The organism is Flagellimonas sp. (assembly GCF_965233845.1).
Taxonomy (GTDB): domain Bacteria; phylum Bacteroidota; class Bacteroidia; order Flavobacteriales; family Flavobacteriaceae; genus Flagellimonas.
Window position 1 is genome coordinate 1,663,146 of sequence record NZ_OZ247584.1, and the last position, 22,314, is coordinate 1,685,459.

General features: G+C 42.1%; 17 protein-coding genes. 16 read left to right on the top strand and 1 reads right to left on the bottom strand.

Annotated features, from left to right (window positions below):
• The first annotated feature begins 14 nt into the window (after positions 1-14).
• The 16 genes from ACO6S0_RS07230 (at position 15) to ACO6S0_RS07305 (ending at position 20,642) form a co-directional block, all read left to right on the top strand.
• A complete protein-coding gene (locus ACO6S0_RS07230; protein ID WP_422351318.1) occupies positions 15-437 on the top strand; it encodes a PaaI family thioesterase in 423 nt (140 codons plus the stop codon).
• Positions 418-1,494, top strand: coding sequence for a chorismate-binding protein (locus tag ACO6S0_RS07235; protein WP_422351319.1), 1,077 nt, complete (start codon positions 418-420; stop codon positions 1,492-1,494). Before ACO6S0_RS07230 ends, ACO6S0_RS07235 begins: the two co-directional genes overlap by 20 nt.
• Before the next feature lie 40 nt (positions 1,495-1,534).
• Positions 1,535-3,256 carry a 2-succinyl-5-enolpyruvyl-6-hydroxy-3-cyclohexene-1-carboxylic-acid synthase gene (menD, locus tag ACO6S0_RS07240; protein WP_422351320.1) on the top strand — a complete coding sequence of 574 codons (1,722 nt, stop codon included), beginning with the start codon at positions 1,535-1,537 and terminating at the stop codon, positions 3,254-3,256.
• Positions 3,257-3,295: 39 nt separating this feature from the next.
• Entirely contained in the window at positions 3,296-3,637 is a 342-nt protein-coding gene (locus tag ACO6S0_RS07245; RefSeq protein ID WP_422351321.1) for a DUF2853 family protein, read from the top strand.
• 81 nt (positions 3,638-3,718) lie between these two features.
• Positions 3,719-4,549: a S1 RNA-binding domain-containing protein gene (locus ACO6S0_RS07250; protein WP_422351322.1), complete on the top strand. Its 831-nt coding sequence runs from the start codon at positions 3,719-3,721 to the stop codon at positions 4,547-4,549.
• 154 nt (positions 4,550-4,703) lie between these two features.
• Entirely contained in the window at positions 4,704-5,303 is a 600-nt protein-coding gene (locus tag ACO6S0_RS07255; protein ID WP_420399425.1) for an SPOR domain-containing protein, read from the top strand.
• Positions 5,304-5,350: 47 nt separating this feature from the next.
• Entirely contained in the window at positions 5,351-6,214 is an 864-nt protein-coding gene (menA, locus tag ACO6S0_RS07260; protein ID WP_422351323.1) for a 1,4-dihydroxy-2-naphthoate octaprenyltransferase, read from the top strand.
• Between the two features lie 33 nt (positions 6,215-6,247).
• Positions 6,248-7,003 carry a LytR/AlgR family response regulator transcription factor gene (locus ACO6S0_RS07265; RefSeq protein WP_138832588.1) on the top strand — a complete coding sequence of 252 codons (756 nt, stop codon included), beginning with the start codon at positions 6,248-6,250 and terminating at the stop codon, positions 7,001-7,003.
• A 510-nt stretch (positions 7,004-7,513) separates the two neighbouring features.
• Entirely contained in the window at positions 7,514-9,475 is a 1,962-nt protein-coding gene (locus ACO6S0_RS07270; protein ID WP_422351324.1) for a sensor histidine kinase, read from the top strand.
• A gap of 49 nt (positions 9,476-9,524) precedes the next feature.
• Positions 9,525-10,577 carry an o-succinylbenzoate synthase gene (locus ACO6S0_RS07275; RefSeq protein ID WP_422351325.1) on the top strand — a complete coding sequence of 351 codons (1,053 nt, stop codon included), beginning with the start codon at positions 9,525-9,527 and terminating at the stop codon, positions 10,575-10,577.
• Positions 10,568-11,506, top strand: coding sequence for a CPBP family intramembrane glutamic endopeptidase (locus ACO6S0_RS07280; RefSeq protein ID WP_422351326.1), 939 nt, complete (start codon positions 10,568-10,570; stop codon positions 11,504-11,506). The genes ACO6S0_RS07275 and ACO6S0_RS07280 overlap by 10 nt, the downstream gene beginning before the upstream one ends.
• Positions 11,481-12,689, top strand: coding sequence for an AMP-binding protein (locus ACO6S0_RS07285; protein ID WP_422351327.1), 1,209 nt, complete (start codon positions 11,481-11,483; stop codon positions 12,687-12,689). The genes ACO6S0_RS07280 and ACO6S0_RS07285 overlap by 26 nt, the downstream gene beginning before the upstream one ends.
• Before the next feature lie 112 nt (positions 12,690-12,801).
• Positions 12,802-14,898 (top strand): YfbK domain-containing protein, encoded by a 2,097-nt coding sequence (locus ACO6S0_RS07290; protein WP_422351328.1) that lies wholly within the window; start codon positions 12,802-12,804, stop codon positions 14,896-14,898.
• Between the two features lie 67 nt (positions 14,899-14,965).
• Complete coding sequence (locus tag ACO6S0_RS07295) at positions 14,966-16,324, top strand: M24 family metallopeptidase (protein ID WP_422351329.1); 1,359 nt, start codon at positions 14,966-14,968, stop codon at positions 16,322-16,324.
• Positions 16,325-16,424: 100 nt separating this feature from the next.
• Positions 16,425-18,212, top strand: coding sequence for a carboxypeptidase-like regulatory domain-containing protein (locus ACO6S0_RS07300; protein ID WP_422351330.1), 1,788 nt, complete (start codon positions 16,425-16,427; stop codon positions 18,210-18,212).
• A 261-nt stretch (positions 18,213-18,473) separates the two neighbouring features.
• Positions 18,474-20,642 carry a TonB-dependent receptor plug domain-containing protein gene (locus ACO6S0_RS07305; protein WP_422351331.1) on the top strand — a complete coding sequence of 723 codons (2,169 nt, stop codon included), beginning with the start codon at positions 18,474-18,476 and terminating at the stop codon, positions 20,640-20,642.
• On the opposite strand, the gene ACO6S0_RS07310 is transcribed toward ACO6S0_RS07305, so the two are convergent.
• On the bottom strand, positions 20,643-22,271 hold the full coding sequence (locus ACO6S0_RS07310; RefSeq protein WP_422351332.1) for an acyl-CoA carboxylase subunit beta: 1,629 nt from the start codon (positions 22,269-22,271) through the stop codon (positions 20,643-20,645). It lies immediately after the preceding gene.
• Positions 22,272-22,314: the final 43 nt, after the last annotated feature.

Genomic DNA, 22,314 nt, shown 5'->3' on the forward strand with positions numbered 1-22,314 from the left:
CAAAAATTAAGGGTATGGAAGAACACAAAGCCAAAATACTTGAGGTATGCAATAACATTTGCAAGAATACCTTAATGGAAACCTTGGACATTAGCTATGTGGATGTAGGTGAGAATTTTTTGATTGCCAAAATGCCCGTGTCCCCAAAGGTTCATCAACCCGATGGCGTTTTGCATGGAGGTGCCTCAGTGGCTTTAGCGGAAAGTGTGGGTAGTGCTGCATCCTACGTGTTCTTGGATGGGCAGGAGTTTTTTGTAAGGGGAATCGAGATTTCCGCGAATCATGTCAAATCCATAAAAGATGGTTTTGTTTATGCCAAAGCTTCCATCATCCATAAAGGACGCACCACCCAATTGTGGGAGATAAAGATTACCAATGAGGAGGGCGACCTAATTTCCAATTGTAAATTAACTACTATTGCCTTACCCAGAGAATAGAGATTTCCAGGAGTTGTTGGATGATTTGGCTTTTGCCCTTGCCAATAAACAGCCATTTGCGGTTTATCGCAAACCCAATGAAACTAGAGTAAAGGCGGTTTTTCAGGATAACAACGCATTCAACTTAGCCTTAGATTTTGACGAGAGGGGTTTTGTTTTTGCCCCTTTTGATTGGCAGGACAATGCGGTACTCATTCAGGCTGACAAAGTGGTGACATCTTCGTTTGAAGCAGCCAGTAGGCTTGTTAGGGAAGTTGATGAGCTTTCTGAAACAGGAAAACAACCCTTTTTGGAATTGGTTCAAAAAGGAGTGACCCAAATCAAGCAGGGAGATTTAAAGAAGGTGGTATTGTCCAGAAAGATTGACTTGGAATTCCATCAGTCCCCATTGGAGGTGTTTCACCGACTTCTTGAAAATTATGCCAAAGCTTTTTGTTATTTGTTTCATCATCCCAAGGTGGGAATTTGGTGTGGTGCCACTCCAGAAACATTGGTGCATATTGCCAAAGGGGAACTTAAGACCATGTCCTTGGCAGCAACCCTACCTTATTTGGAAGGTGCACAGCCCCAATGGGGTTCCAAGGAAATAGAGGAACAGGAAATGGTTTCGGGATACATATTAGAGCAGCTATCCGAAATTGCCAATGGTTTGGAGATGAAAGCTGTTAAGTCCTCCAAGGCGGGAAACCTTTGGCATTTGAAATCCGAGATCAGTGGCAAGCTACAGAGCAGTACTTCTATAAAAGATGTCGTCAAAGCCTTGCATCCAACCCCGGCGGTCTGTGGTATTCCCGCAAAAGAGGCGAAGGAGTTTATTCAACGCCATGAGGGCTATCCCCGTACTTTTTACACAGGATTTTTAGGGGAATTGAATCTGGAAGAAACCTTTTCCGCTTCGCTGTTCGTGAATCTGAGATGTATGGAAATCGAGGCTGGAAAAGCTTCCGTGTTTGTAGGCGGGGGAATCACCTCGGCATCTGATACTGAAAAGGAATGGACTGAGACCCAGAACAAAAGCAAAACCTTGCTCAACATCTTGCAATTTGTAAGCCATTAATTTTAGGCGGAGAACATTTTGGAGCTTATTTTTGTAATCCATGATGTATTCCAATATCCCCTCGGCCCAAACCTTGGTTCTTTATTTTCAATCTAGGGGAATCAAAAATATTGTGATTTCCCCGGGTTCCAGAAATGCTCCTTTGACCCTGAGTTTTACCAAGAATCCATTTTTTTCCTGTTTTAGCATTGTGGATGAGCGTTGCGCAGCTTTTTTTGCCTTGGGGATGGCCCAGCAGTTAAGGGAACCTGTGGGGGTTATATGTACGTCGGGGAGCGCAATGTTGAATTTCTATCCAGCAGTGGCTGAAGCCTTTTACAGCGATATCCCTTTGGTGGTTGTTTCGGCGGATAGACCCACGAATAAGATTGATATTGGGGATGGACAAACAATCCGACAAGAGGATATTTTTGAAAAACACATTGGGTATTCCGCTAACCTAAAGCAGGATAGTACCCATGGTTTTGAACAGGTCAAATCCAAAGACAAGCAGGAGACCATCCAGGCCTACAATGAATTGGAAATTGGCAAGGCGCTCGATATTGCATTTAAAACCTTTTCCCCGGTTCATATCAATATCCCCTTTGAAGAACCCTTGTATGATCTAATGGAAACTCCAATTGTTGAATTGTCAAAGGTTCAAACCATGGAAGATGCGGGCAAAGTGGAAACGGATTGGTCGCGTTTGTTCCCCATTTGGAATGCTAGTCCACGGAAAATGGTATTGATAGGGGTAAACCCTCCCGAGGACTTGGATGGAGCAATAGTGGAGTTATTGGCCAATGACGAGAGTGTATTCGTTTTTACCGAAACAACATCCAATGTACACCATCCCAATTTTTTCCCCAGCATTGACAGTATTATAGCGCCTATTGAAAAATCTTCAGATCGGGAAAGCCTCTTCCAGTCACTTCAACCGGATTTGTTGGTTACCCTTGGTGGGCTTATCGTATCAAAAAAGATAAAAGCCTTCCTGCGCAAGTACCAGCCAAAACATCATTGGCATATTGATTCGAAAAAGGCTTATGACACCTTTTATTGTTTGTCAGAACATATAACAACCCATCCCAACACCTTTTTTGGAAATGGATTGGGGAATTTTCAAAAAATTGAAAGCTCTTACAGAAATAGTTGGCTTCAAACCAAAAACAACTATGAACTGAAGAAACAGGCCTATCTGGAAAAAATTGGCTTTTCTGATTTCTCTGTCTTCCATCAAATCCAGGGCGAAATACCCAAGGATTATCAAGTACATTTGGCAAACAGCTCAACAGTAAGGTACAATCAACTGTTTCCTATGGATCCCTCATTGCATGTGTATTGTAATCGGGGAACCAGTGGGATTGACGGGAGTACGTCAACAGCAATTGGAGCGTCCGTTTTTTACGACAACCCCACCTTGCTGATCACAGGAGATTTGAGTTTTTTCTATGACAGCAACGGACTTTGGAACCAATACATACGACCGGATTTCAGAATTGTGTTGATCAATAATTCAGGAGGAGGAATCTTTAGGATTCTTCCGGGCTTTGAAGAAACGGAAGAGTTTTCCACTTTTTTTGAAACCAGTCATCAGCATAAGGCCGAACACTTGGCGCAAATGTTTCAATTTGAATATCTAAAAGCGGGGAACGAAAAAGAAGTTGGGCAGGCCCTGAAAAATTTCTATGAACCCTCTCAAAAGCCCAAGATTTTGGAAATCTTCACCCCCAGGGAAGCCAATAACAAAATTTTGCTCGACTACTTCGATTTCATATCTTAGAAGCTATTGATAATAACCATAAAAACCAATACTTTAACCATGAACAAAAGGGAGGAATTAATTGTGAAATACGTTGCCGATATCAAAGAAAAATTTGGTGAAAATCCAGATATGGATTTGCTGACCAAGGTAACGGTGGGCTTGGGGCCATCCATTTATAATTTGGATGCTTCCAGGGTTTCGGGGTCGGATGAAAAGGAACTGGACACTGTGAAAAACAATTACCTCATTAACAAACTTGGGCTAGCGGACAGTGACGAGCTTATGCAGGCTGTGAACGGTATCATTGATCAGTATGGTCGCGCGGACAAGAACAAGTATAGAGCCGTAATCTACTATATGCTCTGTAAGCACTTTGGAAAAGAGTCGGTTTATAACTAGACGCCAATAAAAAATATCATCTAGCTGGTTTCTTGGGAGGCCAGCTTTTTTATACCCGTAATTTCAATCTACCTTTGCCGTATGATAGCATTGGGAAATTATAACACGCTTAAAGTTTTACGTAGCACAAGAATAGGTCTTTTCTTGGGAGATGGGGAGGGGACGGAAGTTTTGTTGCCCAACAAATACGTTCCTGAAGATTTTGAGATTGACATGGAATTGAAGGTCTTCTGCTATCTGGACAGTTCGGAAAGGCCAATTGCCACCACTTTGGAACCTTACATTATCCGTGACAGATTTGCATATTTGAAAGTGGTCCAAGTGGGTTCATACGGAGCGTTTTTGGATTGGGGTCTGGAAAAACACCTACTCGTTCCATTTAGGGAACAGGTGGTTAGCATGGAGGAAGGGAAAAGCTATATCGTACATTGCTATTTGGATGAGGTTACCTTCCGTTTGACCGGCTCCAGCAGAATCAATAAATTTCTGTCCAATGAAGGTTTTGACCTCAAACCCAACACCGAAGTCAACCTGCTTGTGGGTAGAAAAACCCCTTTGGGCTGGGAGGTTGTTATTGAGGACAAATACAAAGGGCTTGTTTTTGAAAGTGATGTCTTTAAACCTATTGCCATTGGCGATAGGCTCAAGGGATATATCAAAACTATAAGGCCGGACAATAAGATAGATGTTTCCCTGCAACCACTGGGGGCCAGAATGTTGGAACCAACCGCCAACTTAATCCTGGATAAACTAAAGGAAAGCCAAGGATTTTTAGGGCTGCATGATAAGTCAAGCCCCGATGAGATCCAAACGCAATTGCACTTAAGTAAAAAGGCCTTTAAAAAGGCTATAGGCACCTTGTATAAGGAACGAAAGATTGCCATCAAGGACGATGGTATCTATTTACTGTAGGGCATATTCCTTGAAATAGTTTGGAAATTGTTAACGGATTTGATACCAATCCGTTTTTTTCTTTCCCCAAAAATTATACATTTGTATAAGTGTATATTAACTCCTTGACAGCTATCTGATTAGGGTACTGGCAGGAAAACTAGACTTACCTAATATGCCATTTATTGAAGAAAGTGATTTACTGGATCTGCATAAGGATATTGATAAAGCCCAGATTATCAACGAAAGACTTCTAGACCAAATAAAATATAAGAACAAAGATTTGCGCAAGATTAAACTGCAGCGCAATATACTTCTGGGATTCACTGCCCTTTTTATAGTGGGTACTTTGGCAATTACTTCTTTTACGGCTGGACTGAGCAGTAAAAATTCGTATGAGAATCAGAATAGCCTTTTAGTTTCCATAGATAGTTTGGATGTTATCAAGGCCCGAATTGACAACTTAAAACTTCAAAACGAAGAATTGAGTTTGGTGAGGGAGTTCTATTTGGCCAAGGCCTTTTTGGAAAAAGAGACCATCTATTCGGTGCAGGTGAAATCCTTTGTGGACAACAACGTAACTTTGGCGTCTGAAGCATTGACCAATACCCTATTCGTGAAGACCAATCCTTTCTATGCCTATTCCTTGGGTAACTTTGAAACTTTGGGCGAGGCACAATCCTTTAGGAAGCAGCTGGTCAATATGGGATTCAAGGATGCCTTTGTAGCTTCTTATCAAGACGGGAAGCGAGTTAAAATTGAAGATCCGTATTAATCTTGGGAAGTTTTAAGGCTTGGGTCCAAGCTGCTAGGTTACGTACATTGCCACTATCCTTATCAGGTATTATAGTTGGAACAGCATTGGCTGTATTCCAGGGACAATTCAATTCCACCATTTTTACGCTGGCCTTGCTAACTACCATAGGATTTCAAATCACGTCCAATTTTGCAAATGATTATGGGGATGGTGTTAAAGGCACCGATAATGAAGACCGCATTGGACCTGCGAGAGCACTACAGAGCGGAATCTTGTCGCGAAAGGCTTTGAAAAAAGGCATCATTATAGCGATTATCCTAAGTTTGCTATTGGCGCTGACCTTGGTCTACATTGCCTTTGGTAAAGAAAACCTCAAATATATCCTCATCTTTTCTGTATTGGGTATTTTAAGTATTTGGGCCGCAATCCGATATACCATGGGTGACAACCCTTATGGTTATATGGGCTTGGGAGATGTCTTTGTTTTCCTGTTCTTTGGCTTATTGGGTGTGTTGGGGAGCATGTTTTTGTATACCAAGTCTTTGGATTGGATTGCTATACTTCCTGCTATTTCCATTGGACTCTTATGTGTGGGAGTTCTTAATTTGAACAATTTAAGGGATATGGTTTCGGATAAAAAACACGGCAAAAACACCTTGGTGGTCAAAATGGGTTTTGAAAATGGCAAGCACTACCACATGTTCTTGATTGTGCTGTCCTTTTTCTGTTTTTTGACATATGCTATTTTAAGTATCCAGGAATTTCAATATTGGTTTTTCCTATTGGCCTTTATTCCCATTTTTGTTCACCTGGCCAAAGTGGTGCGTACCAAGGAGCCCGTATTGCTGGATGGAGAGCTCAAAAAACTGGCGCTAAGTACCTTTTTACTGTCTCTTTTGTTCTTCATGGCAGTTAAGTTTTTTTTGTAATTTTGATTAACAACCCACTAAACATTAGACAATTTGGAACACGCCATTAAAATATTGATTGTAGAGGACAACGTAATTATTGCAGATGATATGCAATCCATGCTGGAGGAAATCGGCTATGAGATTGTGGACAATGTAATAGTGTACGAACAGGCTGTGGAAGTGCTGAAGAACAACCATGTGGATTTGGTACTTATTGATATCATACTGGCTTCGGACAAAACAGGAATAGATCTTGGAAAACATATTAGGGATGTCTACAACATTCCTTTCATCTTTGTTACCTCCAACTCGGACAGGGCCACTGTTGAAAATGCAAAAACGGTTAAACCCGATGGCTACTTGGTAAAACCTTTTGAGCAGCAAGACCTGTATACTTCCATAGAAATTGCACTTTCCAATTTTGATTACGCAAGAAAGGAAAAGAGCAAGGAGATCGCTGGGAATGAAGGGGATACGTTTACTTCCAACTCTGTATTGAAGGATTCCATTTTTGTAAAAAAACAACACCTGTATTACAGAATTCAATTTAGCGATATCCAGTTCATCAAAGCTGACAATGTTTATTTGGAAGTAAATACGGTGGACAAGAAATTCTTGGTAAGATCACCCTTGAAGGATTATTTGGAAAAACTTCCAAAGAATAAATTCTATAGGGCACATAAATCCTACATAGTGAATGTGGATCATATAGACGCCATAAACTCCAAGGACATCATGATCAACAACAACCTCATTCCAATTTCAAAGGATTTCAAGGAGTTTATCATCTCTTCCATGAACAGTTAAGGAGATTGGTAGGATAAGAAAATTTAAGGGTGCCTTTGGGCACCTTTTTTTATATCACACACTCTAATGTAGGAATTACCACAAGATTTGGAAGGTTCACAACATTAGTTTCCCCATCTGACAGAACGCCCATACTTTAGCAGTGTTATTAATTCAGAAAAGTAATTTTTTCATTTTCATATAGTGTTCTCGTAAAAGGGTCTTGTCGTAATCGGCAGGACCTTTTTGGTTTTACAAAGGTTTTGGCGAGCTACAGTTCCATGAAATGCACAAAACACCGACAAAATACATTTTTGCATACAGCAGAGAGGGTTTCACAACAGAAATGGACACTTTCACAACAATACCCAATAAGTCTTTTCGAATGCATTTAATTTTGTTTCAAATCCTACGTTAAATTAAGGAGGACATCATTGAATTGGAAGCAGGAATGATGAGACACTGACCTAGGAAACAACAAAAAACAGAACGTACAAACTAAAATCTTCTTAAGCACTACCCGTAAGATTAATGATGCATAACCTCAAACCATTATTTTCAGTCCTATTTTTTGTACTGCTTTTGAATGCCTCTGCACAATCCGTTGAAAGTGAAGAAATCAGTGCTTTGACGGAATTCCAGAATACCAATGGTTCCCAGGACAGGTTTGATGTTTTTTTCAATGTCGTAAATCGATACAACGTTAATTCAGCCTATGATTGGTTGGATACCGTTAAGGTATATCTTTCCAATGCCCAAAAAATTAATGATAGTGTGGCCACGCAATTATATAAGGTAATGCAGGCGCAGTTGTACAATGATCTAGGGGAGTACGACAAGAGCGTAGCTCTGGCCATGGAACTATACGCCGCAAAAGATTCCATGGACGCGGGTTCCAGAAAGGTAGTACTGGATGTGCTGGACGACAACTATGCGAACCTTCAACTTTATGACAAGCAGATAGAAATCCGAAAGCAAAAACGGGAGTTTGGTTATACAGACAATGTAGCTTTCTATGATATCTACAGTAATCTTGGGCTACACCGAAAAGCTAGGAACCAATACATTATGGAGGTTAAGCCTACCATTGCCGATAATGATTCCTATGGGCTGGCCAAGTATCACAGCAAAGTGGGTAACTATCTCAGATTGGATAATTCGGCCCCAACGGCCCTCAGTGAGTTAAAAAAAGCAAAGGCCTATTTGGATGTATTCCTGAACGACATCTCCAAGGAAAAGACCGAGGAACAGCTTTTTGAAAGCGAATTGCTCAAGGCCGAAATTGAAGGTAATATAGGCAAATGCCATGTGCTCCTCAGTGAATACGAGGAAGCCATTCCGCTATTGGAAAACAGTATTGAGGTCTTAAACACTTCTTCTAGGAGCAATCATAAAAGCGAGGTAATAGAGAATACCCTGAACCTTGCCGATGCAAATTTACATTTGGATAGATACGTAGCCGCCAAGCGGAGTCTGGATATTCAATTTGAAAATATTAGCATACTACAAAGTGTTAAGCGTAACAGTTTGTTGGCCGCCTTTTATGACAAAGTGGAGAACTTCAGAAGCGCGGCTTTGTATTATAAACGCAACGAACGCATCAAGGATTCCCTGAACCAAAAACAATCGTCCATTATTAAACAACAATTGGTGACCATTGTGGCCAATGAGGATTTGGAAAACTCCCAACGCCTGATTGATGAGCAAAAGCGTATCAATGAATTGGCCCGAAGCGAAATGAAGGCCAAGGACGAGCGTATCAATTTGGTGTTTATCTCCTTGATTTTTACGCTGCTGGGTTTTGCTGGGTTGGTGTATGCTTACCTCAAAAGTATCAAGAATCAACGCCTGATTGCAGAACAAAAGCACATCATTGAAAATGCCTTGGTGGAGAAGGATTCCTTGTTGAAGGAAATTCACCATAGGGTAAAGAACAACCTTCAAATGGTTTCCAGCCTTTTAAGCCTTCAGACCAAAAACACCAGAAGCAAATCTGCTATTGAGGCCTTGGAAGAAGGTAAGAGTAGGGTAAAGGCCATGGCTCTGATCCATCAAAAACTCTATCAAAATGACGACCTTTCCGTCATTGAAATGCAGGGCTATATCGAAAGCTTGATCAATAGTGTACAGTCTGTTTATAAGAAAGGTGGTCATAACATTAGTATTACCATAGACGCGGAGGGCACCGAATTGGATATAGACAGGGCCATTCCATTTGGGTTAATCCTGAACGAGCTCGTTTCCAACTCCTTCAAATATGCCTTCCCAGAGAATGACGAAAACGGAAAAATCTACATCCATCTTCGAAAAAATGGAGACCAAGGCTATTTTGAATATACCGACAACGGAATAGGTCTACCAGAAGATGCGGATGAACGCGCCCATTCCTCCATGGGCATCCGTTTGATGAATAGATTGGTGAACCAACTCCAGTCCAAACTCAATATAGACAAGGCCACCGAGGGAGTCCGTTTTTGGTTCAACTTCAGCTAAACAATTTCCTTTCATTGCATCCTAAATTGGTTAAATTTGAAACCATCGGATGAAAGCGAGCTACTCAAAGTACATTCTACAATTTAAAACTCCCAGCGGAACATCCCGAGGGGTAATGACTGAAAAGGAAACCTGGTTTCTCTGTCTTCAGCAAGGAACTAAAAAGGGAATTGGGGAATGCGGAATCCTTAGAGGACTGAGTGTGGATGATGTGCCGCATTACGAGGAAAAATTGACTTGGGTATGTGCTAACATTCACCTGGGCAAGGAAACGTTGCTGGAAAAGTTGTTGGAATTCCCGTCCATCCAATTTGGATTGGAACAAGCCTATAAGTCATTGGAATCAAATCATCCAATGGAACTGTTTACCTCGGATTTTGTTCAGAAAGAATCTCCTATTCCCATCAATGGTTTAATTTGGATGGGCGATGAGAACTTCATGCTTTCCCAACTGGAGGAGAAATTGAGGTCTGGCTTTCATTGCATCAAAATGAAAATTGGAGCCATAGATTTTAAAAAGGAATTGACCATTTTAAAATCCATCAGAAAAGTTTTTGGCCCCGAAGAGATTGAACTTCGTGTAGATGCCAATGGCGCTTTTAAGGCGTCCGAAGCTTTGGAAAAACTAAAGCGTCTGTCTGAATATCAGCTACATTCCATTGAACAACCTATCAAGCCCAAGCATTGGGAAGCGATGGCGAAACTTTGTGAAACAACTCCAATATCCATTGCCTTGGATGAAGAACTGATAGGAGTTTTTGATGTAACGGAAAAGACAAAAATGCTACAAACAATTCAACCACAATACATAATTCTTAAACCCAGCTTAATGGGCGGTTTGGGAGGTGGGCAGGAATGGATAGATTTGGCGCAAAAACAAGAAATAGGTTGGTGGATTACCAGTGCCTTGGAAAGCAATATTGGACTAAATGCCATAGCGCAATGGACCTATACGCTGGGGACCAAAATGCCCCAAGGTTTGGGAACAGGTAGCTTGTTCACCAACAATATAGAGAGTCCACTGGAAGTTTCCGATGGAAAACTGTTTTACCGCTCGGACAAAAAATGGAATATGAACTTAATTGACAATTTATGTACATAGCACAAGGTTATAAAGGAGATATAGGACTTTGGAAGTACCTTTTTTTACCCCTAGGTTTTATTGGATTAATGGCAGTGAATTATGTGATGACCATTAATTCTCCCATCAGTGTGGAGGATGCCATGCAGCAAATGATTAACCAATGGGGCTCAAATTTGGTGTTGATCCTGGCCTTGGTTCCCTTGGCTGTGGGCTTTTTTGTAGTGTTGGGGTGGACCAAGTTGATACACCAGCAATCCATTACCTCCTTGACCACCTCTCGTAAAAAGATAGATTGGAAGCGTATCTTTTTTGCTTTCGGATTATGGGGTGGGGTAACAATCTTAATTACGGCCATTGACATTTATTTTTCTCCAGAGGATTATGTCCTGAATTTTGACATGGCAAAATTCCTCTCCCTGGCGGTAATTGCCATTTTACTGATTCCATTGCAGACGAGTTTTGAGGAGTTTTTATTCCGGGGACATATGATGCAGGGTTTGGGAATTGCAACGGGCAGACGTTGGATTCCTTTGTTGATTACCTCTGTGTTGTTTGGAGTGATGCATGCGGCCAATCCCGAAGTGGAAAAATTGGGAATGGGTATAATGGTGTATTACATTGGAACTGGGCTTTTCCTTGGTGTTTTAACCCTGATGGATGAAGGCTTGGAATTGGCCTTGGGGTTCCATGCCGCCAACAATTTGATTACCGCTCTTTTGGTAACTGCGGATTGGACGGCGTTCCAAACCAATTCCATATACAAAGATATTTCGGATCCCGTTATGGGATATGATGTGTTGGTTCCCATTTTTGTGGTCTTCCCATTACTGTTATGGTTCTTTGGCAAGAAATACAAATGGACCAATTGGAAGGATAAATTGTTTGGTCGTGTGTTGACCAAGGAAGAATTCGTAGCTTCGAATGATGCGGAATCCCTCATGGCATAAAATACATCCAAGTTTTAAGCTTAATGGCATTCATTATGCTTTTGATGAACTGCTGGAGGTAGGCTATAGTTTGATCAAGGAAGGTGCCCCATTTGAGAAATCAATAGGCGATTTTTTGGTGGAGTGGGCGATGGAAACCGCAACGGTGGTTGTTCAAACCTCTGGTTCCACAGGAATTCCCAAAGACATTGGATTGAAAAAGGAGCATATGGTCAACTCCGCTTTGGCTACGGGGTCGTATTTTAATCTTCTGCCTGGAAATACCGCTCTTTTATGTTTACCCTGTTCTAGTATTGCTGGCAAGATGATGTTGGTCAGGGCCATGGTGTTGGGGCTGGAACTGGATTATGTGGAACCCTCATCCACGCCTTTATCAGGAATCGGCAAGACCTATGATTTTTCGGCCATGGTGCCCTTACAGGTGGAAAAGTCCTTGGTTCACTTGAATCAAATCAAAACCTTAATCATTGGTGGTGCTCCTGTTTCCTTCGGATTAAAAGAGAAACTACAAACGGTTTCCACAATGTGCTATGAAACTTACGGGATGACGGAGACCATAACGCATGTTGCCGTGAGGGCAATTCAAAATGGAAAATGGAAAACGGAAAATTCCAAAGTGTCAGTTCGAGCGCAGTCGAGAACCAACCGCTCAGGTCAAAATCCAAATCTCAAAATCCAAGATTCCAACAATCCAACTGTCAGTTCGAGCGCAGTCGAGAACCAACAATCCAATTTCTCCGCCCTCCCCAACATCACCTTCTCCCAAGATAAACGCGGTTGTCTGGTTATTGATGCCCCCAAAATTTCCGATGAGCCGGTTGTTACCAATGACCTAGTGGAACTCATCAATGAAACCCAATTCTTATGGTTGGGACGATATGATTCCATCATCAACTCTGGAGGGGTAAAACTCATTCCTGAACAGATAGAGCAAAAATTGGCATCATTGATTGCCTCCCGTTTTTTTGTAGCTGGAATCCCTGATAAAACTTTGGGCCAGAAGCTCGTTTTGGTAATCGAAGGGGAAGAAACGGACAACTCCAAATTGCTTCAGGAAATCAAATCGTTAAAGGTTTTGGATAAATATGAGATACCTAAAGGCATCCACTATTTATCAAAGTTCATCGAAACGCCGAGTGGAAAGGTAGATAGACTCAAAACAAAAGGCGCTGTTTTCAGCTAGTCTAACCCAAATAAATGCTTCACTTATAATTTTGACCTACTGACTCATTCCCGATTTCCTTCTGTTGTAATTGACCCTAGGTTTGGTATAAATCCTAAAAACTGTGTCAATTATGAAAAATCAAATTACATTACTTTTAGTGGCCCTTGTAAGTAGCTGGGGAGTACAGTCCAAAACAATTACAGGAGTGGTTACAGATTCCCAAAAGCTGCCATTACCTGGTGCCATTGTGACCCTTGAGGGAACTTCTATAGGAACCCAAACCGATTTTGATGGAAATTATTCCATTGAAGCCCAGCAGGGTCAGACCTTGGTCTTTAGCTATATTGGTTTTGTAACCAAAAAAGTGAAAATTGATATAAGCAATCAGATTCATGTTAGTCTTGAGGAAGATGTAAGTAGACTGGAAGAAGTAATTGTTGTAGGGTATGGTTCACAAACTGTTCCTTACCGTCCACCTTCCCCAGCTCAAATTGTAAGGCAAAAAAGAAAAGACTATCACAGCTCCATTTCACAAGCTTTACAGGGAAAGACAGCTGGGGTACACGTGACCAAATCATCCGGAAAGTCCAAGAAAGAGCCAAAAATAGTTATAAGAGGAGTAAGTTCCCTGGGCAAAACCAAGAACCCGTTGTACATAGTTGACGGAGTTCCCATCAGAGAAGAGAATAATGCAGTTGTCTCCCAAATGAATCCAGCGGATATTGACAAGGTAAATGTGTACAATGGTGCCAAAGCAAGAAAACTCTTTGGTTCTTCAGCCAAAAATGGCTGTGTGGTCATCACTACCAAAAAAGGGAACTATCAAATTGAAAATGATGAAAAATATGCCCAGATCCATGAGAACCGATTTGAGCGGGTATCCTTAAGTCCTTTATCCACCTTCTCCATTGACGTGGATAAGGCTTCCTATAGTAATGTAAGACGGATGATCAACAATGGCCAACAAATTCCAGTGGATGCGGTCAAAGTAGAAGAAATGGTGAATTACTTCAATTATAGCTATCCCCAACCTAAAGAACACCCCTTTTCCATTACAACCGAGGTGGTAGGTACCCCTTGGAATCCTGATACCAAACTGGTTCGCATTGGGCTTCAAGGAAAGTCATATACGGATGAAGAATTGCCTCCGTCCAATCTTACCTTCTTGATTGATGTGTCAGGTTCCATGTCGAGCCAGAACAAATTACCCCTTCTAAAGTCCGCTTTCAAGCTGCTAGTGAATCAGCTAAGGGAAAAGGATAAGGTGTCCATCGTAGTCTATGCTGGTGCAGCTGGAGAAGTACTACCTCCAACAAGAGGTAGTCAAAAAGAAAAAATCGGAAACGCCATTGAGAACTTAGAAGCTGGAGGATCCACGGCTGGGGGAGCAGGAATTAAACTGGCCTACAAATTGGCCCAGAAAAATTTCATCAAGAATGGCAACAACCGAGTCATCTTGGCTACGGATGGAGATTTCAACGTAGGGCCTTCAAGCGACAAAGACATGGTGAAACTCATCGAAGAAAAGAGAAAAACAGGAGTGTTTTTGTCCGTATTGGGTTTTGGAATGGGCAATTACAAAGATTCTAAAATGGAAAAATTGGCCGACAAGGGGAACGGGAACCATGCTTATATTGATACCATGCAAGAAGCACAAAAAGTCTTTGGCAAAGAGTTTGGCGGAACTGTGTACACTATAGCGAAGGATGTAAAAATCCAGGTAGAATTTAATCCAGCACTTGTAAAAGCATATCGCCTCATTGGATACGAAAACAGATTGTTGGCGGATGAGGATTTCATTGACGATACCAAGGATGCCGGAGAGCTGGGAAGCGGGCATACGGTGACCGCTTTGTACGAAGTAATCCCGAGGGGTTCCAAAAGCAATTATCTAAAACCAGTGCATGACTTGAAGTATACCCAAAAGTCAGAGGTAACCGCTTCCAATGAACTGCTAACGGTCAAGTTCAGGTACAAAAAACCTGATGGCGATGTGAGTACCGAAATTACCCAAGTGTTGGAAAACAAGAACTCCGAAGTTTCTCCAGACTTTAATTTTGCCGCTTCCGTAGCCCTTTTTGGATTGCATTTGCGCAAATCGCAATTTACCAATGGCGCTTCCTTGGAAGATGTGGTCAGCTTGGCCAGAAAAGGAATGGTCAACGATTCGGAAGGGTATCGGGCTGAATTTATCCGATTGGTAAAATCGTATTCAGACAGTATGTAAGCAAAGTGCCTTCGGGTACTTTTTTTATGTTTTTGAAATGGTGTATTTTAAGGGAAATATTTCCAACATGCAAAAACTTGTCAGCCTTTTCTACCTTTTACCCCTTCTTCTTTTACCTTTCGCGCTAAATTCCCAACAAATCCTTCCTGAACAGGAAAGGGCGAGGGTAGTGGACGAAATTCTGGAAGAGCGTTTTAATACCTTGCTTCCCACCTTAATGGATCAAACAGGGCTGGATATGTGGATTCTCATTTCTCGCGAATACAATGAAGACCCTGTGCTCAAAACCATGCTGCCCGCCACTTGGCTCAATGCCAGAAGGAGAACCATCCTGCTATTTTATCGTGACAAGGCAAACGATACCATGGATAAACTTGCAGTGGCGCGGTACAATGTGGGTAAGAGCATCCAATCCGCTTGGGACAAGGAAAAGGAACCTAACCAGTGGAAGCGGTTGATTCAGCTCATTGAAGAACGCAATCCAAAAAGTATTGGGCTCAATTTTTCCAAGGATCACAATATAGCCGATGGATTGGACAAGACGGACTTTGATGAATTTATGGCCAATCTTCCCAAAAAGTATCATTCTCGGGTTAGATCCGCAGAACAGTTGGCGGTTCGTTGGATAGAGACACGAACTCCAAGGGAAATGGTCATCTACAACCAATTGGTGGATATTACGCACGATATTATTGCTGAGGCATTTTCCGAAAAAGTGATTACCCCCGGAATAACCACCACCACTGAGGTAGAGTGGTGGATGCGCCAAAAAGTGACTGATTTGGGCCTTGAAACTTGGTTTCATCCAACGGTGGATGTTCAGCGCACCAGCGAGGAATTGGTAAGCCACCTGTATTCCTTTTCGGGGCGACCTGACGATTTGGTCATCCAACCCGGGGATTTATTGCATTGCGATTTTGGGATTACCTATTTGCGCTTGAATACCGATTGCCAGGAACTGGCCTATGTACTCAAACCCAATGAGACTACGGCTCCTTCCTTCTTGGTGAATGCACTTTATGATGGAAACCGCGTACAAGATTTTCTCACGGAAAGCATGATCAAGGGTAGGACGGGCAACGAAATCTTGGCCAAAGCCTTAAGCGATGCCAAAGCTACAGGATTGCGCCCAGCAATTTATACCCATCCTCTTGGATCCTATGGACATTCTGCTGGGACCACTATTGGAATGTGGGATGCCCAAGGGGGGGTCATGAAGGATGATGGGGATAATTATCCCCTTAATCCCAATACGGTTTATGCCATTGAGTTAAATACCACCGTAAATATCCCCGAATGGAAAAGGGATATTCGGGTGATGCTGGAAGAAGCAGGGTTTTATGGAGAGGATGGATTCAGGTATGTAAATGGTAGGCAAACCGAGCTGCTCCTAATTCCCCGAGTAAAGGAACATCAGGGGAACTGAGTCGCAAATTAGCCGTTGGTGTAGGTCATTTATTGGTTCAACTGGCATCGAAGCAATAAAATTGCTAATTTGTATAGCGTCAATCATAAAGAACTGCAAAATGGTAAAATCAAAAATAGTTGTACTCGCAATTGGCCTGGTTTTCGCACAAGTATCCTTGGGGCAGGTAAAAAATGTTCAAGGCACCGTTACCGATGGTAAAGAACTTCTAGAAAATGTCACCGTAAGTGTTAAGGACACTGATATTGGTGTAAAAACGGATAGTCAGGGGAAATATCAGATTGAAGTGCAGGAAGGGGAAACCCTGACCTTTAGCTTTATGGGAAAGAAAACGGTTGAGATTGTTGTGGAAGATGTAACCGAGTTCTTGAATGTTTCACTTAAAAGTTGGGTTGAAGAACTTGACGAGGTGGTGGTGTCCAAGCGAAGAAAAAAATCGCAACAAGAACTTTTTCAGGAGTATAACACCAATAAGGATATTATAAAGACCTCTTTTGGGATATTGGACAAAGAGAGTTTGGGTCATTCCTTAAAAATTATTGATGGGGACGACCTTAGTCCTGCGGGTCAGGATTTTGTGGATGCCCTGGAATCTTGGATACCGGCTTCTGTAGTTTTTAGACCGAGTGCATTTCGTATTGCGGCCCAAGGATCTTTGACCCAATTACGAAAGCAGGGAAGGCCTACGGACCTTACAGCCCCGGTTTTGTATCTACCACGGGCGCTGAGGCATCCCAAACCCCTTCCTGCTCTATACGAAATAGATGGCGTGGTGACTACCGTTCCCCCTACTTTTTTGCATACTTCGGAAATAGAACGAATCGCAGTATTGGAATCCTTGACAGGTCTTGCAAAATATGGTACTATGGGAGCAGGAGGTGTGGTCATAATCAATACCAAAACGGGTAACTTTAGTCCTAACAGAACTCTTGAGAGAGAGCCTTTGAACCCAGCTTTACTTCGGGACAATTACTTTGAGGACAAGGATGTGGTGCTGGAATCCAGTCTGGAAACTCCTATTTATTTAGAGAAGATTGCCAAGGCCAAGAATCAAAAAGAGGCAAGGGACAGCTATGGGGACATGGAAAAAATGTATGCCAACTCTCCCTATTTTTATTTGGATTGTTTCACCTATTTTTCGGAGCAGATAGGTGATGAAAAGTTTGCACTTCGAATGGTAGAGACATTGGAGGAGCGTTTTGGTACAGACCCGACGGTGCTCAAGGCCCTGGCCTACAAGCTGGAAGCCCAGGGAATGCATCAAAAAGCCCATGAAATCTATATAAAGGTTTTTAAACTTCGACCGGGTTACGTGCAGTCTTATAAAAATTTGGCCTATAGCTTTAAAAGCATTGGCGAAGTGGAAAAATCGGCTGCATTATATGCTAGATACAACTACCTGATTGGAGAGGATATTTTGGGCGAATCCAAGGAATTTGAATCTGTCATGGACAAGGATTTCAGTAACCTTCTTGTTCTCAATGGATCAAAACTATCCAAGTTGGCCGGGAAGGGCATTGGAGACTCGGACGATTTTGATGGTACTCGATTGGTTTTTGAATGGAATGATGGGGAAGCGGAATTTGAAATTCAGTTTGTAGATCCCAACGGACAGTACTTTACCTGGGCCCATTCGCTGGATGCAGACCCAAATCGAATTACAAAGGAGAAACAAATAGGCTTTTCCAGTGAGGAATATCTCATTTACAAACCGCTTAACGGGACATGGAAAGTGAACATTAAATATTTGGGCAACAAACAACTTACCCCTGCGTATTTGAAAACTACTGTGTATCATAATTTCAATACGAAAAATCAAACCAAGGAAATCAAAGTTTTTAAGCTACGGGCAAGAGATGTTAATCAACAATTGTTTGCCCTTAATTAAATAAATGTGTTGATGAAAATATGCTTTATTGAACATTGTGTTTGTTGAAGGTAAGGTGTGGCTGGTCAAAAATATAGAGGAAATATCCAGTAATTTTTTCTGAAAATTAGTCGGCCTTTAGATTGATTAGGGAATAATTGATCAATTGAAAATAGTAATCCGTCAATCCAAAAGAGCCATTGATCAGATCAGATGACATTTAACTTGTCATAATGTTAACTTAGATACCATCAAATACTTCAGATAGAAATAGCATAACCCATGACACCAATTAAATTCAACCTCTCTATTATCATTTTAGTTTTTTATTCGGCGTTTACCGCAGCCCAAGAAGTTAAGAATGTGACCATCTGCTGGGATGTTTCGCATTCCATGCAGGACAGGGATTTGGAAAAAGAGTTCTACTTTTTGGATGCCTATTTCAAAACCGTTCAGGATGCAGCCGTTACCTTGTTACCTTTTAGCAATGAAATTGTTTCCAAAAATCAATATGCGGTCAAGAACGCAGACTGGTCGGCGGTAAAAGATAAGCTGCAAACTTTTCATTATGATGGAGCGACTTCATATGCCTCCTTGGGGGATTATGTGGGAAGTGGTGATGTCTTGTTATTTACAGATGGAAAGCAGAACCTAGATTCCTCTTCGCCCAGTTTTGAAGGGGAACTTTATATTATCAATAGCAAAAAGGATTTTGATAGGGCCAGTCTTAATCTGCTATCCATTGTAAACAATGGTAATCTGATCAATCTAACCGAAAAGAAGGCCAATACGGATACTGATGGGGATGAGGTAACTTATTCTGGAACCGTTTATGGTGGAACTGCAGGTTTGGCTGCTGTCGATGTGTACATTAAAGAAGAACCTGCTAATAAGGTTAGGACGGATGACCAAGGCTCATTTCAAATTAATGCACCAGAGGGAAGCACACTGGTCGTAGCTTATGGAAACCGAATCACCGAGCATGTTTTGGATGAAGTCAAAAACTTGAACTTTTCCATTAGCGATGGGGAAATTCAACTTCAGGAAGTGGTAGTGACCGAAGCGGCAGAGGAAGAACCGGAAGAGATAATCACAGCATATGGAAAAGAAAACAAAGATAAGGTAGGATATGCCGTTCAGACCATTGGCGAGGATAAAATTCCAGATGCCGCCACTACAGCCAATACCGCGGTACAGGGAAAATTCTCAGGAGTCAGTTTGGGTCAAAATGAAGATCTAAGTCAAACTAAAATGAGACCCAGTAATTCCATCTTGGGAAACAATTATAGCTTGATCGTTATTGACGGCGTGCCCATGGAACGATCCAATTCTTTTACTGGAGACATCGCCAGTACGGGCTTTATTGACCCACGGAATATTGCCAAGGTTACTGTTTTAAAGGGGTTGGCGGCAACCAATCGATATGGTAGTATGGGTGCCAACGGAGTACTCATGATCACTACCAAAACCGCAGTGGTGGATGGCCCAAGGGGGCAGAAAAAAGACTTGGCCCGATTGACCAACAACGTTTACGACGGAAAGTTAAAGGTGAACAAAAAAAGCTTGGTAACACCTTATCTTAAGGAATTAAAAAATGGCAAAAGCGTACAGGAAGCGTATGATTTATACCTAAATCAAAGAGCAAAATATTGGGACACCCCTGAATATCTTGTGGACGTGGCTTCCTTCTTTTATAGTTCGGACAAGGGCTTGGGTAACCGCATACTGTCCAACACTTTGGAAAAACAAACGTCCGGTTATGAGGAGTTAAGGGGCACCTATTTAAAATCCATGGAAATTGGCAACCATGAATTGGCCTTGGTGGCAGCCAACAAAATGATCACGGATTTCCCAAACAAGATTCAACCTTATCTGGATGTAGCCAAAGCGCAGGAAAAATTGGGGAACCATCAAATGGCCTCCAACCTTTACAATGCTATTTTGGATGGAAGTGCCAATCCCAAGGTAAACTTTTTAGGTTTGGAAAAACTGGTAGGTACAGATTTACGGAATTTGGTCAATCAGGAAGGCAAGCACCTGGACATATCCAAGGTATCCTCCTCATATCGAAACAATCTCACGTACAATGCCCGACTTGTACTGGAATGGAACAACACCGACGCTGAATTTGTGGTTCAATTTGTAAACCCACAAAAGCGCTTTTTTAACTGGGAACATACCGAGGCCGCAGATAAAAAACGAATCATGGATGAAATCCAACATGGTTTTAGTAGCGAACAATTTGAAATTGTAGGGCCCGAAACGGTGGGGGATTGGATTTTAAATGTCACCTACATGGGCAATAGAACTTCCAGCAACAAGATGCCAACCTTTTTAAAGTGTACCGTGCAATATAACTTTGGCAAGGCCAATCAGTATAGCGAGGAGTTCCTAGTACGACTTCAAGACAATGGCGATGAGCAGCAATTGGCCAAATTTGCTGTACAATAATTAGACCTGCAATACCCCCATATTAAATTTTTTATCCGAAGGGCTGTGATTGGCAGCCTCGATTCCCATTGAAATCCATTTTCTCGTGTCCAGGGGATCAATGATGGCGTCGGTCCACAACCTGGCCGCGGCATAGTAGGGTGATATTTGGTTGTCATAGCGTTTTTTAATGCTGTCGAACAACTCCTTTTCCTTTTTGGTATCCAAAGTTTCCCCACTTTTCTCCAAAGACGCCTTTTCTATCTGTAAAAGCACTTTGGCAGCAGAATTCCCGCTCATTACCGCCAGTTCTGCACTGGGCCATGCCACAATCAGTCTTGGGTCGTAGGCCTTGCCGCACATGGCATAATTTCCGGCTCCGTAGCTGTTGCCAATGACCACGGTAAATTTGGGAACCACCGAATTGCTAACCGCATTCACCATTTTTGCGCCATCCTTGATGATGCCGCCATGTTCACTTTTACTCCCTACCATAAATCCGGTGACATCTTGTAAAAAGACCAATGGGATTTTCTTTTGGTTGCAATTGGCAATGAATCGGGTGGCCTTATCAGCCGAATCTGAATAGATAACCCCACCAAATTGCATTTCGCCTTTTTTGGTCTTGACCACTTTCCGTTGGTTGGCCACAATGCCCACAGCCCAGCCATCTATGCGGGCATAGCCGGTTAGCAAGGTTTTACCATAGCCTTCCTTGTATTGCTCAAATTCTGAATTGTCCACCAAGCGCTTGATGATTTCCAGCATATCGTATTGATCACTTCGTGATTTGGGAAGGATGCCATAAATGTCCTCTTCTTTTTCTACGGGATTTTGAGCCTCAATCCGATTATAACCCGCTTTTTCAAACGCACCAATTTTGCCAACAATATTCCTGATCTTGTCCAGGGCATCCTTGTCATCCTTGGCTTTGTAATCCGTCACTCCACTGATTTCTGAATGGGTAGTGGCACCGCCTAAGGTCTCATTGTCGATACTTTCGCCAATTGCAGCCTTTACCAAATAGCTTCCAGCAAGGAAAATACTTCCTGTTTTGTCCACGATCATGGCTTCGTCGCTCATTATAGGCAAGTAGGCACCTCCCGCCACACAACTTCCCATAACGGCAGAGATTTGGGTAATTCCCATACTACTCATGACTGCGTTGTTTCTAAAAATCCGTCCAAAATGTTCCTTATCAGGGAATATCTCATCTTGCATGGGTAAATACACCCCGGCACTGTCCACCAAGTAAATGATAGGAAGTTTATTTTCAATGGAAATCTCTTGGGCCCTGAGATTTTTCTTTCCTGTTATAGGGAACCAAGCTCCCGCTTTTACCGTTGCATCGTTGGCCACCACCACGCATTGTTTTCCTTGGATATATCCAATCTTGACCACCACACCTGCACTGGGGCATCCACCGTGCTCCCTGTACATGCCTTCTCCTGCAAACGCTCCAATTTCCAACTGTTCGGAATTTACATCCAACAGATAATCAATGCGTTCCCGGGCTGTCATTTTTCCTTTGGCATGGTGCTTTTCAATTCTTTTTTTGCCACCACCAAGTTTTGTTTGGGCCAATTTGTTACGGAGTTCAGAAAGTTTAAGCTTATTGTGATCTTCGTTTTTATTGAAGTTTATATCCATAATTTCAATATGATTTCATCGTCCCGCTAAAGATAAGGAGTTA